The sequence below is a fragment of the Allobosea sp. LC85 genome, from assembly GCF_000735605.1.
Taxonomy (GTDB): Bacteria; Pseudomonadota; Alphaproteobacteria; order Rhizobiales; family Beijerinckiaceae; genus Allobosea.
Genome location: NZ_JPKG01000034.1, coordinates 1 through 14899 on the forward strand (window position 1 = coordinate 1; position 14899 = coordinate 14899).

The 14899-nt window shown below is 64.1% G+C and carries 10 protein-coding genes; 3 read left to right on the forward strand and 7 right to left on the reverse strand.

All coding sequences use genetic code 11. From position 1 onward, the window contains the following. On the reverse strand, window positions 1-5962 hold a 5962-nt coding region (locus tag FG93_RS17230), incomplete at its 3' end, for a peroxidase family protein (RefSeq protein ID WP_052513886.1). Between the two features lie 420 nt (window positions 5963-6382). Here FG93_RS17230 and FG93_RS17235 point away from each other — a divergent pair. Next, window positions 6383-7840, forward strand: coding sequence for a sensor histidine kinase (locus FG93_RS17235; protein ID WP_052513887.1), 1458 nt, complete (start codon window positions 6383-6385; stop codon window positions 7838-7840). Then, the gene (locus tag FG93_RS17240) at window positions 7833-8480 is read left to right on the forward strand and encodes a response regulator transcription factor (RefSeq protein ID WP_043236590.1); all 648 of its coding nucleotides are present in this window, start codon (window positions 7833-7835) and stop codon (window positions 8478-8480) included. The genes FG93_RS17235 and FG93_RS17240 overlap by 8 nt, the downstream gene beginning before the upstream one ends. 27 nt (window positions 8481-8507) lie before the next feature. Here the strand turns inward: FG93_RS17240 and FG93_RS17245 are convergent, their stop codons facing one another. Continuing rightward, a complete protein-coding gene (locus FG93_RS17245; RefSeq protein WP_043236866.1) occupies window positions 8508-9152 on the reverse strand; it encodes a TetR/AcrR family transcriptional regulator in 645 nt (214 codons plus the stop codon). A 144-nt stretch (window positions 9153-9296) separates the two neighbouring features. Here FG93_RS17245 and FG93_RS17250 point away from each other — a divergent pair, with 144 nt between their 5' ends. After that, window positions 9297-9932 carry an isochorismatase family protein gene (locus FG93_RS17250; protein ID WP_043236592.1) on the forward strand — a complete coding sequence of 212 codons (636 nt, stop codon included), beginning with the start codon at window positions 9297-9299 and terminating at the stop codon, window positions 9930-9932. A 33-nt stretch (window positions 9933-9965) separates the two neighbouring features. On the opposite strand, the gene FG93_RS17255 is transcribed toward FG93_RS17250, so the two are convergent. From FG93_RS17255 to tmk, 5 genes are read right to left on the reverse strand one after another with little or no spacing between them, the layout of a single operon-like run. Continuing rightward, complete coding sequence (locus tag FG93_RS17255; RefSeq protein ID WP_043236594.1) at window positions 9966-10769, reverse strand: MBL fold metallo-hydrolase; 804 nt, start codon at window positions 10767-10769, stop codon at window positions 9966-9968. A gap of 15 nt (window positions 10770-10784) precedes the next feature. Next, the gene (locus FG93_RS17260; RefSeq protein ID WP_043236596.1) at window positions 10785-11585 is read right to left on the reverse strand and encodes a TatD family hydrolase; all 801 of its coding nucleotides are present in this window, start codon (window positions 11583-11585) and stop codon (window positions 10785-10787) included. Continuing rightward, the gene (gene metG, locus FG93_RS17265) at window positions 11585-13144 is read right to left on the reverse strand and encodes a methionine--tRNA ligase (RefSeq protein ID WP_043236597.1); all 1560 of its coding nucleotides are present in this window, start codon (window positions 13142-13144) and stop codon (window positions 11585-11587) included. Before metG ends, FG93_RS17260 begins: the two co-directional genes overlap by 1 nt. Window positions 13145-13167: 23 nt before the next feature. Next, entirely contained in the window at window positions 13168-14238 is a 1071-nt protein-coding gene (locus tag FG93_RS17270; RefSeq protein ID WP_043236598.1) for a DNA polymerase III subunit delta', read from the reverse strand. Continuing rightward, entirely contained in the window at window positions 14238-14888 is a 651-nt protein-coding gene (gene tmk, locus FG93_RS17275) for a dTMP kinase (RefSeq protein WP_043236600.1), read from the reverse strand. Before tmk ends, FG93_RS17270 begins: the two co-directional genes overlap by 1 nt. Window positions 14889-14899 lie beyond the last annotated feature (11 nt).

Sequence of the window (14899 nt, forward strand, 5' to 3'; positions counted from 1 at the left end):
CCAGGCCCGTCCCGACATGCGTCCCGGGGTTGGTGCCGGAACCAGGAGCCGGCGTCCCCGTGCCGGCCCCGTCGTCATCGTCGTCGTCGTCACAGCCGCAATCGTCGTCATCATCGTCGTCATCGCCATCGTCGATAACGGGCATCTCCCCGGTGAAGGTGATCGAGTGGCTGCCATTCGACAGGGTCGTCGTGCCGTCGCCATTATCGGTCGCTTCGTAGTCTGCCAGCGTCGCGCCGTCCGGCAGCTCGATCACGTCCTGGGCCCGCAGCGAGCCAATGATCGTGTCGTTACCGCCGTTCGACCTGAAGACGATGCGGTGCGCCGAGTTCAGCGCCGAGATGTCGACCGTATCGTTGCCGCTCGTGCCGTCGATCGTGATGGTGTTCAGGTTGAGGCTGGTCTGGGTAAAATCGCCGAAGACTTCGATCGTATCGCCGCCTATGGTGGTGCCTGGAGGCGGTGTGGACGCCCCGCTGATCACGATCTCCTCGATCTCGGTCAGTTCTGCGATGATCGTCGCCGCCCCTGCCCCGACGCTTCGGGTGATCACGATCTCGGCTGTTCCGGTATAGCCGATTCCGCCTGCACCGGCCGCGGCGGCGCGGGTATAGACGCGGAATGTCTCGGCGCCAGCCGCCCCGGAGATCGAGAAGGTATCGCCCGCGGAGCCTTCGGTCCCGCCATTGACGACATCGCGACCATCGCCCGCCGCCCAGGCGATGGTATCGTCGCCCGCCCCGGCATGGATGGCGTCGTTTCCGGCGCCACCGATGATCGTGTCATTGCCGGCAAAGCCGAACAGGAGCTGAGCGCCCGTCCCGCCGAGGAGGGCTCCGTCGGCACCGTTCGTGCCCGCAACGACCTGGGTGTAGGTCGTCCCGCCGAACGAGAAACGCTCGACACCGGTGATCGTGTCGGTGCCCTCGGCCGCGCCCGTCACCACGATCCGGCCGGCCCCATCCAGCGCGATGTCGTAGTCGGTGATCGGACCAGTATAGACCGCGACATCGGCCGTGCCGTCGCCGCCGTCGAGCGTGTCGTTGCCCGCGCCGCCAGTCAGGGTGTCGTTACCCAATCCACCATTGAGGATGTCGTTGCCGGCTCCGCCAGAGAGCACGTCATTGGCCGCGCCACCGTCGATCGTGTCATTGCCGTCACCGCCATCGACGATATCGGCACCAGCCCCGGCATTGATGATGTCGTTGCCGGCCAGCCCGTTGATCGTGTCATTGCCGCCGCGGCCATTGAGCAGGTTGGCTTCGGCGGTACCGTCGATGATCTCCACCGCCGCGCCATTGGTGTTGCTGCCGACCTTTGCCGTTACATTGGACACGGCGAACTCGGAGAAGCCGCGTTGATCGACATAGCTCACGATGCTCCGGATCAGCTGGCCCGTCAGGGCAGCCGTGACGGTCAGGCTGGCGGATATCGCGCCAAAGATCGTGTTCCAGGTGACGCCGCCATCTGTCGAGGACTGCCATCCGTAGCTGAAGGTGCCGAGGCCGTCGGCGTCGCTGAGGCCCGAGGTGTCCGCGGTCAGTACGTTCCCGGCGCCCGTGGTCGTCAGGGCCCCGGTCGGCAGGCGATTGAGGCTGACGGTCTGGTCCGCGAACTCCAGCGCCTCGATGTTGAAGAGCCGGTCGGTTCCGTCCGACTGACGTGCCCGTCCCGTGGTCGGGTCGATCACTGCCGCGGATTGCGTGACATGCGTGACGGTGACGCTGCCATCCTCATTGCGGCTGATCAGGTAATTGGCCGCGACGTCCCAGTAGGCCGCCGTATCGACGTCGTTCGCCTGGTTCCCGTCGAGAATCTCGCGAACGATGTTGAGCTGGTTTGGGATGATCTCACGGGAGAGCATCAATTCGGGCAGAGTCCGTCCGTTCCAATGCGCAACCGACGGGTCCGCATTGGTGATCGTGTCGGACAGCGTATCCACCGTCGCGAGTTCATTGCCCTCGTCATCCCGGATGCTGATCCGCACGTTCAGCCAGGCGTCGCCGTCGATGATATCATTGCCGGCCTTGCCTTCGATCAGGTCACTGCCGCCGCCACCCAGCAGGATGTCGGAGGCATCGGAGGTGTCCATGATGATGGTTTCGGTCTTGCCGGCAACGGTCACGGTCGTCGGGGTGAGATGTGCGACCAGCCGCTCCAGCCCGCTGATCAGGGCAAGGTTCTTCGCGAGCAGCGCGCTCGAGTAGGAGTCGAGCGGAGCGCCGGGGTCGACCTGCGTCGCATTGCCGTTTTCGTCGAAGGCCCCCATCACCACTTCGCGGCCGGTGAGCGTGTCGTTGTATTTCCAGCCCGACAGGCCCTCCACCAGATCGAACCGGTCGCGCAGGATATTGTCCTGCTGGTTCTGGAAGATCGTCATGCCCATGTCGGAAACGGCGGCTTCCTCGTGCCCCTTGTGGGTCGCCCAGTCGAACCCAGCCATGCCGTTGTTGCGCTCGACGCCCTCGCCCTGGATCATGATGTCGTCGCCTGACTCGGCGTCGTAATCATTGTCGTTGCTGCGGCCGTTGAGCACGTCATGGCCGATGATGGTCGAATTGAAGAACAGTTCGGAATTCTCGCCGGCAAGGGTGTCGAAGCTGTCCCCGCCCTCGATCCAGTCGTCGCCCTCGTTGCCGGCCAGGAAACTGCCTCCTGTCCCGCCGCGGATGAAGTCGTTGCCTTCGCCACCCGAGACGGTCTTGCCCTCGGTGCCGCCATAGATGAAGTCGCTGCCGTCGCCGCCGAAGATCAGGTCGAGGCCGTTGCCGGGCGTGATGACGTCATGACCTTCGTCGCCATGGATGACATCGGCTGCACCGATATCCGTGCCGCTGTCGGTGAGGATGTCGTTGCCGGCTCCGCCGTGCAGATGGTCGACGCCATAGCCGCCCTCGAGACGGTCATCGCCCGCCCCGCCCCAGAGCGTGTCGTCACCCTCGCCACCAATCAGGATGTCGTTCCCGGTCGTGCCGCCGAGGACGACGTGATCGACGCCCGTGTAGCGCAGATAATTGCTGTCGGCCCCGGTTGTCGCGGGGTTGTCGCGGATGACCATCGGACTGATGGCCTGCAGCACCAGGTTGGTATGGGTCGGGTCCGCCTTGCCGTTGAGGCCCAGCCCCGTGATCTGCTTGGTCGGGTCCATCTCGAGGATGTAAGTGGCCGTCTGGAAGGCTGCGCCGTTGATATGCGGCGCTCCGTTGTCACCCGCGTCGGTGTTGCGCATCAGGAGCTGCGCAAAGGAATCCGCCTCCAGTTCGTTCAGAAGGTTCAGGCCCTGGGTACGGCTGAGATAGTAGAACCTGTCGCCGGCCTGCAATTGCTCCATCTGGTATTCGAAGACATAGGTGAAGCTTGATCCCAGCATGGCGCCGAAGGCCATCTTCTTCTCGGCGAGCCCGCCGATCCAGAAATCGACCGCGTCGAGTCCGGTGATCGTGGCGCCATTGGCGGCATTCGCCCAGGCGCCTGTTCCGTTCAGGAACGCGATGCGATCGGTCGGCGCGTTGGCTCCGCCCATGACCAGCAGGGTCGCGGCATCGCGCTTCTGTTCGAGCGTCAGATTGCCGAGCAAGGAGGAATGCGTGCCGTAAGCTGCGATGAAGTTGATCAGCGAGGCCGGGTTCTTCATCGACAGCGCGAAGTCGTACCAGCTCTCGTAAGGCTTCACGCGGCTGTCCTGCGTGTCCTCATAGAACTGGCGGCGGGCCTCGTTGAGCGAGGGAATGCCGGTATCGCGAGCCCGCGCGATGTTGAGCGCCCCAAGATCGAGGGGCAAGCCGACGAGATTGTTGCGCAGCGCATCGGTGATGTGCTCGTCGATCTCGTTGCCGACCTGGCGAGTCATGCCGGTCAGGATCGCTGCGGCGGCAGCCTCGGCTGTCGTGCCGGCTGCATTGAAGGCAATCGGATTCAGGAAGGCATCGAACAGCGCGATATCCGACTCGACGGGATTGCCGTTCGCGTCGAGCTTGACCATGTCGATCGTGTCGGTGAGCATCGAATGCCCGAAGCGATAGACGACATGGGCGAATTCGGCGACGATCCCGGCATCGATCACCGTGGTGTTGGAGAACACGAACGGATCGACGTCCGGCGTAACGGCACGCGCGAACTCCTCGAAGACGAGGTGCTGATAGACCATCTCGGTCGAGAACCGGCCGGCCTGGAAGAGACGCTCGCCATCCCAGACCAGTGCGTCGAGCTCAGCCTGCGATGTCGGCATCGCCGTGACATCGGTCAGTAGCCACTCATTCAGGAAGGCAACGCTTGCCCCCTCGCCTGTCAGCAGCTGCGTCTTGATCTGCTCGATGCGCTGATTGTGCTCGTGGTGGAAGGTGTGGTGGACCGAGGTCAGGCCGATATTCTCGTTCCCGCGACCGTCGCCGACGATGTAGTGGGCATTGAGCAGTTCGTCGTCATAGGTTGTCGCAATCCCGAACTGGTTGAGCGCGATCTGGTTTCCAGCAATGTTGTCATCGTCGGCAACGACGAGGACGGGTGCGGTTGTCGGGTTTCGGTCATGATCGACCAGGCCACCCGGCACCGCAGTGTGGGCGATATCATTCAGGAAGGCGCGGCCGGCGGACATGGCGCCCGATGCCGCGGCCAGTGCGCCCGGATCGCCCTCTACCGGCCCCCCGCTCGTGACCAGTTGCGGAAAGCCGTCGGCTCCGCGAATGAACTCGCCATAGAGGTCGGTCAGGATCGCCGGAACGCGCAGGACGTCGGCATCGGTCAGCAGGATGCCGAGTTTGAGCGCCGCCTGCTCCTTGACCTCTGCCCAGGTCGGAGGACCGCCATTCGCCCCCTCCAGCATCTTCCCGGTAGCAACCGGCTTGCCATCCAGCAGATCGTATTCCCGCAGAAAGACCTGGTGGGACGGATTCGAGGTATAGACCTGGTTCAGGTCGATCCACGGCGTCGTCTCGTTGTTGTGTTCACGCACGTCATCCGCAGTGCCCAGCACACCGTCGGCGCCAGGCTGGTTTTGCGCGCGCGTCAGCACCATGAAGTTGGTCGGGCTGCCGGCGACGTAAAGCGGATCGTCGGGCTGGAGCGGGATATAGACCGTGCCGCTGCCGCCCTTGCTGACCAGATCAAGCCCGTGATCGAAGAACTGGCCGAACAGCGTGAAGAACCCGTTGAACGGAGCGGTGTCACCCAGATCGGGCGCGACATTCGGGATTAGGACCGTGTCGCCTTCCATCGTGACACCAAGCGCGTCCGTCATGGTGGTGTAAGCGGCCTGCTTCTGCTGCACCTCGGCCTGTAGGGTCGCGGCTGCGACGCCGATGGCAGCCGCCGCAGCGGTGGCATTGCCTACAGCCGTGGCAAGGCTTGTCTGTGCGGCTGCGAGTGCGGCCAGAGCCGGCCCGGTGTCACCTCCCTCAGCGACAGCCAGATCGAAAGCTGCCTGGGCCTGGGCGACCTGGCCTTGCGCCGGTCCGATAGCGCGTTGCGCAAGCGCAAGATTGGCGTTCGCTTGCGCGAGGCCGCGGTCGGCCGCTTCCCATTGCTCATAGGCCAGCACGGCAGCCTCGTAGACAGCCTCGTGCGCCTGCAGGAAGAGATAGGGATCCTCGTGCCCAAGATTGGTCAATGCGGAAATGATCGTTGCCGGGTTGCCGATCGTCTGATCGGAAATCAGGTTCGAGATCACGCGCGGCTGGGAATCATAGACGTTCCCAGAGGTCTGCAGGTAGCTCGTCGGCGAGCCGTTGGGCGCGTTCCCGGCCGTGCGAAAGACCGGATCGAGCAGGCGCGGCATCGTCTGGTCGGACGACCCGACCCATTCCCTGCCGGGAATGATGTTGTTGTAGCTGCCGTCGACCGTGCGCAGGCCGTAGGGCACCAGCGGATTATCGACCAGCTCCGTCAAGGGCGTCCCGGCCGTGTGGGCCTCGGCGATCTTGATCTGCTTCAGGATGAACTCAAGGTCGTGCGTATTGAGCTTCATGATACCCTCGCTCCGCCCATGGTGCTGCGTTGAGACCCAAGAACTGTGTCTGGTGCACCGAGCGTTTGTCGCGGAGCCGCACAAAGGACTCTCATAGCCCTTGCGTACGACATGCTCGACGATCCGCCCGATTACGTTTCGTTAAACAAGAGGATCGCCGGGCCGCGTGCTGATTTGAAGAAGACAAGGTCTGCCAATGTTCGGGGACCTACGTGCGTGGCGTCGCGACGACCTTTGAACCGACGCTGGCACGTCTGGGGGCGAGCTTCCCTACTATACCTTCGACCAGTTTCGGCGCGGGACTGGTGACCCTAGCCGTTTAGCTGGGTTCGGTTGCAATACTGATGGCCCGCGCGACCATATGCTGATTTCACAGTCATCAGTTTGCGTTAATCTGTGCGCGGGAAGTCGACGGGCGATATGCTGAAGCAGGTTCAGGAATTCGAGAGCGGTGACGCGATCACGGAGGTGCCGTTGCGGCATTCGCCCGCCGTGAAAGCTGCGCCACGACGCGCGACCCTGTCAGTGCAGTTTCTGATTGCCGGCGGCCTCGTCATGCAGGTCGCCATGATCGTGGCCGGCTATCTGATTACCGAGCTGGTTTCGCGGGAGGCGATCAGGAGCAAGGCGATCTCGACCGCCCTGTTCATGCAGAATCTGGTCGGCCCAACTGTTCAGGAGCTTGCCACATCCCAGACCTTGTCGGCCGGGGCTATCGCGCGGCTTGACCAGTTGTTCGCCGACGAGGCCGTGAAGCGCCGCTTTCCCTATTTCGAAGTCTGGACGCCGGGTGGGGTCGTGGCGTACTCCAACACCCCCCAGATCATCGGCCATCAATTCGAGCCCCCGAGCGGCTTGTTGCGGGCCCTTACGGGCGAGATCACCGCCGACCATGCCGACCCACGCGCTGGCGAGCATGTGATCCGGGGCATCAGGACCCGCAATCTCGAAATCTACAGCCCGATCCGGCAGGAGGGTTCTTCCCGTATCATCGCCGTGGCCGAAATCAACGAGCGGGCCGAGCCCTTCCGGGGGGAACTTGCAGCGCTCAGACGGAGCAGCTGGCTGGTCGTGGCTGCGGTTACGGCAGCGATCATGCTCGCCCTGTTCGGCATCGTCCATCGCGGCAGCCGGACCATCGAGACGCAAAGGAAGGCTCTGGAAAGGCGTGTCGAGGAAACCGAACAGCTGCTGCTCGAGAACCGCCAGCTGTCCGACCGCGTACAGCGCGCCTCGGCTCGTGTAGCGGAGTTGAACGAGCAGTTCATCCGCGGGATCGGCGCCGATCTCCATGACGGCCCGGCCCAGTTGATCAGCTTCTCGATCCTGAAGATCGAGGACGTGCGCAACGCCGGAGGCAAGGCCACGCGCGACCGCTCCTTGCTGACCATGCAGTCGGCGCTCGACGAGGCGATGCGCGAGATCAGGAGCATCTCCAAGGGGCTTGTCCTTCCGGAGATCGCCGACCTGCCCCTCCATACCGTCATCGAGCGCGCCGTCCGGGCGCATGAGGCGCGCACGCGAACCCGCGTGGCGCTCGCCACTGTCGAGCTGCCGCAGCCCGTGTCGCATGCCGTCAGGATCTGCGCCTTCCGTTTCGTCCAGGAGGGGCTCAACAATGCCTATCGCCATGGCGGGGCAACGGGACAGGACGTGCGGAGCTGGATGGACGGATCCCTCCTGAACCTCTCGGTGACCGACAGCGGAGGCGACACCCCTTCTGTGGAGAAGGCCCTCCCCGGAGAGGGCATTGGGCTCTACGGCCTGCAGGAGCGGGTCGAGAGCCTCGGCGGAACATTGACGAATCGCCGCCTCCGTGAAGGCGGCAACCTGCTCAAGATGACCTTGGACCTCAGCGGAGGGCTGCTCGTTGCGTGAACGAAAATCCATCATCGTCGTGGATGATCACGCGATCTTCCGCGCAGGTCTGGTTCAGATCTTTTCGGCAAGCGGTGACCTGGAGGTGGTCGGCGAAGGGGCGTCAGCGGATGAGGCCGTCGCCCTTGTCGGAAAGCTCGCCCCGCAGATCGCCCTGCTCGATGTGTCGATGCCTGGCGGAGGAATTGCCGCGGCGCGACGGATTCACCAGGCGTGGCCGCAGGTGAAAGTGGTCATGCTGACGGTATCGGAGGAAGAAGACGTCGTGCTGCAGGCCCTGGACGCCGGCGCGTCGGGCTATGCCTTGAAGGGCGTCCCCGCCGTGGATCTGATCGCGATCGTCAGGGCGATTACAGGAGGCGAATCCTATGTACCTCCCAACATGGCCGTGCGCCTGCTGAGCGCGATGCGAGGGCAGCAGGAGGTCGATCCCGTGCTCGCCAGGATCGGTGCCCTTTCAGCGAAGGAAAACCGCACGCTGCGCCTGCTCGGGCGTGGCTTCAGCAACCGCGAGATTGCCGAAGCGACCGGGGTGCAAATCCAGACCACGAAGTTTCACGTCTCCAATATTCTCGCAAAGCTCGGCCTCAAGAGCCGGGTCGAAGCCGCGCTGATCGCGCAAAAACACCTTCAGGATTAGCGCCATCGGCGACCTCATCTTCGCGGATCAGCTCGAGCCGCTCTCTCCCGCGAAGATGAGGTCGCCGGCCGGGCCGTCGATGAGCTGCGGCAGCAATGCCTTCCATGCGTCGATGAGTTCGCGGTAGTAGCCCGGGTCAGGACGCAGCACCGTCTGGACGCCCATGCCGCGCACCAGACAAAGCGTCAGGTTGAGGATGATGCGCGCTTGCTGCGGCGGCCGCCTCTGCGGGGCGCAGAACTCCGACCATATGCCGTCGAGCGCTTCGTGGAAGCGCTTCACCACCGGAACCATCCGTTCACGCAGCTCCGGATCGTTGCGGGCCTCGGTGATCATCTCCAGCGAGAGATAGAAGAACCGACCCGAGAAAAGCTGCCACAGGAACTCGACGAAGCCCTCAAGCGAGATCTTGCCGCCCTGAACCTCGTTGGCCACGGCCTTGATCTGCCGCGTGCCGTCCTCCAGCAGTTCCTCCATGGCGGCGAGCACGATGTCGGCCCGCGCCGCAAAGTGATGCAGCAGAGCACCGCGCGAGACATTGGCCCGGGCAGCAATCTCCTGCGTGGTGGCGGCGTGATAGCCCACCTCGAAGATCTCATCGAGTGCCGACTGGATCAGCCGCTCGCGCGTCATGATGCTGCGCATCTGCTGTTGCCGCGCCGCCTTGTTCACCTTCCCCTCCATCCGGCTCCGACCGACAGCTCTCGCGGTCCTGTAGGTCTCGCTGCTTCGGGAGTCACAAAAACAATCTTGCTTGTTTTTTTAACGCAATCAAGGATGGCGTTGACAGCATGTCAGCAAGCAGGGAGAGCCGCGATGAGCGACGATTACCAAAACCGCAGTTATGGTGAGATCCCGGTCGGGTTCGGCAGGAAGCCGGGCATTGTCGTGGTCGATTTCCAGAAGGGCTTTACCGATCCACAGTATCCCCTGGGCGGTGCGCCGCTGGTCATGCGCGCCCTCGAGAACACCGCGACGCTGCTCGATGTCGCGCGCCGCTACAATGTGCCGGTCGCCAACTGCAACACCGCCTATATGAACGAGCGGGAAATGCCCTACTGGAAGATTACGGCCGTGCGCGAGACCTTCCTGCACGATCATCCGAGCGTGGCCCATGATCCGCGCATCTATGATGCGTCCTATGATCTGACCGTGTGCAAGAAAGGACCGTCGATCTTCTTCAATACGGGCGTCAGCGATTATTTCACCAAGGAACGCGTCGATACCGTGATCGTCACCGGCTGCAACACCAGCGGCTGCATCCGCGCGACCTCGATCGATTCCTTCAGCTACCGCTACCGCACCATCGTGCCCGAAGACTGCGTCGGGGATATCGAGGAGCAGCCGCACAAGGACAATCTGCGCGATCTCGGCCGCCGCTATGTCGACGTGTCGGATCTGAAGACCGTGCTGGCCCACCTGGACGAATGGCACCGCCAGAACGCCGCCTGACGCCGAACCAGAGGCAGGCGCGCTGCTCCTGCTTCAGCCGTCGACCGTCAGGCTCATGCCGTCGTAGGCGACATCGATGCCCGGCGGCAACCGCTTGGACAGGCTCTCATAGTCCAGGTCGATATGGAGGTTGGTCAGCACAGCGCGTCTGGGGGCGAGTTCGGCGATTGCCTCCAGCGCCTGCGACAGGCTGAAATGACTCGGGTGCGGCGTCTCGCGCAAGCAGTCGAGGATCAGCACGTCCAGGCCTGCGAGCGCGGTCTTGGCCTCGGCCGGCATCATGCTGACATCCGGCACATAGCCGAGATCGGCGAAGCGGAAACCGAGAGCCTCGTAACCCGGCCCGTGCTCCAGGACGATTGGGTGCGCACAAATACCGCCCCCCATCCCCTCGATCGTCAGCGGTTCGCCTGCCTGCATGGAATGCATCTCGAGGATCGGCGGGTAGAGGCTGCCCGGCGGCGTCTCAAAAATGTAGCCGAAGCGGGTCTGCAAGGTCGTAGCCGTCACAGGGTCGGCATAGACAGGAATCCGCTTGCGCATGTGCAGCACCAGCGCCCGCATGTCGTCGATTCCATGGGTATGGTCGGCGTGATCGTGAGTGAAGAGCACCGCGTCGAGATGCTTGACGTCGGCATCGATCAACTGCTCGCGCAGATCCGGCGTGGTATCGACGATCAGGCTGGTCGTTCCGTTGCCCCCGTTGCGCTCGACCAGGATCGAGCAGCGCCGCCGCCGGTTCTTCGGGTTCTTCGGATCGCAGGCGCCCCAGCCCGACCCCGGCCGTGGCACGCCTCCGGAAGAACCGCAGCCGAGGATCGTGATCGTCAGGGCCATCGTTGGGCGTGCTGCTCAGGCGACTTGCGCCACAGGCGCAGCGTGATCCATCTTCCAGTAGCAGCGCCGCGCATTCTCCGTCGTGACGCGCGAGATCTCGTCGAAGGAGACCCCCTTCACGTCGGCGAGAGTCTTTGCTGTTTCGACGACATAAGACGGTTCGTTGCGCTTTCCTCTGAACGGGACCGGGGCGAGATAGGGCGCATCGGTCTCGACCAGAAGCCGATCGATCGGGACATCGCGCGCAATCCGGCGCAGGTCCTCGGAGGTCTTGAAGGTCAAGATTCCGGAAAAAGACACGTAGAGCCCAAGCTCGACGCCGACCCGTGCCAGTTCCGGGCCTGCCGTGAAGCAGTGCAGGATGGCAGGGAAAGCGCCCTTCTCCGTCTCTTCGCGCAGGATCGCGATCATGTCCTCGTCAGCCTGACGAGCGTGGATGACCAGCGGCAGCCTTGTCATGCGCGCTGCGGCGATATGGGTGCGCAGCCCCTGAGCCTGCGCATCGCGCGGGCTCTTGTCATAGTGATAGTCGAGCCCGGCCTCGCCAATCGCGACACAGCGCGGGTGCTCCGCCAGCTGGGCAAGCTGGTCGGCCGTGACGTCCAGTTCTTCATGCGCACCGTGCGGATGCGTGCCCACCGTGCACCAGACCGAGGCGAAGCGCTCGGCGATGCCGGCATAGGTCGCAAAGCGCGAAACCCGCGTCGAGATCGTCACCATCCGCGAGACCCCGGCCGCCTCGGCCCGCGCGACATAGGCCGCGAGATCCTCGGCGAAATCCGGAAAGTCGAGATGGCAATGGGTATCGATCAACATCAGGCCACCTGCCCTGCATCGGGCTCGATATAGCGCGGGAAGATCGCGCTCGGCGCAGGCAGAACGGTGCCGCTTGCCAGACGCCCGGCTTCGCCCAGGCTCGCGAAGCTGCGGGCGTCCGCACCGACCGCAAGCAGGTCGAGCAGCTTGCCGGCTGCGCTCGGGATCACCGGTTGCGTCAAAATCCCGACCTGGCGCAGCACTTCCGCCGTGACATAGAGCACGGTGTCGCGCCTGGCTGGATCGGATTTGCTCAGCCGCCAGGGTTCGTTGGCCGCGAAATAGCGGTTTGCCTCCGCCACCAGCGCCCAGATTTCCGCCAGCACGACGTGCAGGGCAAAATCCTGCATCGCTGCCCGCGCCTTGGCGAGCGCACCATCGGCGAGCGCCAGCATGGCCACATCACCCTCGTTCAATGCGCCCTGCACCGGCACCTTGGCTTCGCAGTTCTTTGCGATCATCGAGAGCGAACGCTGCGCCAGATTGCCGAGATCATTGGCGAGATCGGCGTTGATGCGCCCGATGATGGCCTCGTGGCTGTAGTTGCCGTCCTGGCCGAAAGAAACCTCGCGCAGGAAGAAATAGCGCAGCTGGTCGACGCCGTAGGTCTCGGCGAGGCCGAAGGGATCGACGACATTGCCGAGCGACTTCGACATCTTCTCGCCCTTGGAGAGCAGGAAGCCATGGCCGAAGACGCGCTTCGGCAGTGGCAGCCCGGCCGACATCAGGAAAGCCGGCCAGTAAACCGTATGAAAGCGCACGATGTCCTTGCCGATGATGTGCACATCGGCGGGCCAATAGTGCCAGCGCGGATTGTTCTCGTCGGGGAAGCCGCAGCCGGTGACGTAATTGTTGAGCGCGTCGACCCAGACATACATCACGTGCTTCGGATCACCGGGGACCGGCAGGCCCCAGTCGAAGGTGGTGCGGCTGATCGAAAGATCCTCGAGCCCGCCCTTCACAAAGCTGACGATCTCGTTCTTGCGCGTCGCCGGCGAGATGAAATCCGGTACGTCCTCGTAGAGCTTCAGCAGCCGGTCCTGAAAGGATTTCAGGCGGAAGAAATAGCTTTCTTCCTCGACCCATTCGACCGGAGTGCCCTGCCCGCCCAGCCGCGTGCCATCCGGCAGGAGGGTGGTTTCCTCCTCGCCGTAGAAGGCCTCGTCGCGCACGGAGTACCAGCCGGAATATTTGGCGAGGTAGATGTCGCCGGCCTGCTCCATGCGCCGCCAGAGCTCATGGGTCGAAGGCAGATGATCCGGGTCGGTCGTGCGGATGAACCGGTCAAAGGAACAGCCGAGCGTCTGTTCCATCTCCTGGAAGCGCTGGGCCACCTGATCGACATAGGATTTCGCGTCGAGCCCGTTCTGCCCGGCGGTGCGCTGCACCTTCTGGCCGTGCTCATCGGTGCCGGTCATGGCGAAGACGTCATAGCCGTCCAGCCGCTTGAAGCGCGCGATCGCGTCCGAGGCCACCATCTCATAAGCGTGCCCGATATGGGGCGGGCCATTCGTGTAGTGAATGGCGGTGGTCAGATAGAATTTCGGGGCCTGGGCCATCGTTCAGTCCGGACGGTTCGCTTTCAAGCTGCGCGCGACCGGCGAACAGCCTCCGACAGATCATGAAACATAGAGATCACGAGCGGCCGGCGGTCGAGATTGTAGGTTTCCACCTCGCGGGCCGCGCGACCCAGCTTTTCCCATACCTCCGCCAGCGGTGCAAGGCGGGCCGCGCCGGCATGGGCATGCGCGTGGAGATGTGCGGCGAGCCAGCTCTGGATGGTGTCGATCATGATGGCGAAATCACTCTCGCCGGCGCGGCCTGCGACATCCTCCGCCAGCGCCAGCAGCGCGGTGAGATCGACGCCCGGCAAGGCATCGAGACGCGCCCTGACGGCCTCGACCAGCGCCAGCGTCTCCGGAGAGACATAGGTCAGGGCACGCCGCACGGAACCGTCCGCGAGTGATGCGGCGCGCATCAACGCGGAGGCGTCGAACGGCGACCCCATGCGTTCGAGCGCCAGCCGGCCGGCTTCGGCGACCGCGCCTTCATCCAGCGCATCGAATGTCAGCAGCCGACAGCGCGAGCGAATGGTCGGCAGAGCCCGCCCGGGCGCATGGGCGACGATCAGGAACAGGGCGCGTGGCGGCGGCTCCTCGAGCAGTTTCAACAGCGCATTGGCGCTGGAGCGATCCATGTCCTCGGCACTGTCGACGATGCAGACACGCCAGCCGCCTTCGGCCGCGCTTGCCCCGAATCGGTCGATGACGCGGCGCACGGAATCGACCGGGATATTGCTGGTCACGCCCTTGCCGTCCGGCTTCACCGTCCGCCGCAGCAGATGCAGGTCGGGATGCGACTGAGCCATCACGCGTCGCGTCGCCGGATCCTCTTCCGGCATCGCCAGGCTCTCTACCGAGCCGGCGCGCACCAGAGGATCACCCGACGCCAGCAGGAAGCGCGCTGCACGATAGGCAAAGCTCGCCTTGCCGATTCCCTCGGGGCCGCCGAGAAGCCAGGCATGATGCAGGCGTTCCGAGCGCAGCGCATCCAGGAAGCTCCGCTCCTGCCGCACATGCCCGACAAGCGCCAACGTCTCGCGCGGATGCGGCGCATTGGGAAGGCGGTCCGGTTCGTTGCTGCTCTCGCGCATCAGGCGTCCTGGTTCAGCTGCAGGCGTTCACGCACAACCGCCCAGGCGGCCTGAGCCAGTTCCTCGGGAGAAAGCGTCGCGTCAAGCACCGAGCAGCGCTCCGGCTCGGCTTCGGCAATGGCGAGATAGGCGGCGCGCAACTTGCGATGAAAGGTGAGCGCCTCGCCCTCGAAGCGGTCCTTGCCTTCGCCGGGCGCTCGCCGCCGGGAGGCGCGAGCGAGGCCGACCCTGGGGTCAAGATCGAGGATCAGCGTCAGATCCGGCGTCAGCCCGTCGATGGTGACGCGTTCCAACTCCGCCAGCAGATTGGGATCGATGCGCCCAAGCGTGCCTTGGTAGACCCGCGTCGAATCGATGAAGCGGTCGCAAATCACCCAGTCGCCATGTGCAAGCGCCGGCCGGATGCGCCGGTCGATATGGTCGATCCGGGCGGCCGAGAACATCAGCGCTTCGACAAAGGGGCCATGATGTTTCACCCGGCCGGACAGAATGGCTTCCCGAATGGCTTCTGCCTTGGGCGAACCACCGGGTTCGCGCGTCAGCTCCGAACGAATGCCCGCCGCCTCGAGCCGGGCGGCGAGCGCGCGCGCCAGGGTCGACTTGCCAGCCCCTTCGCCGCCTTCGAGTGTGATGAAACGTCCTGTTGTCATGCCACGCGCCG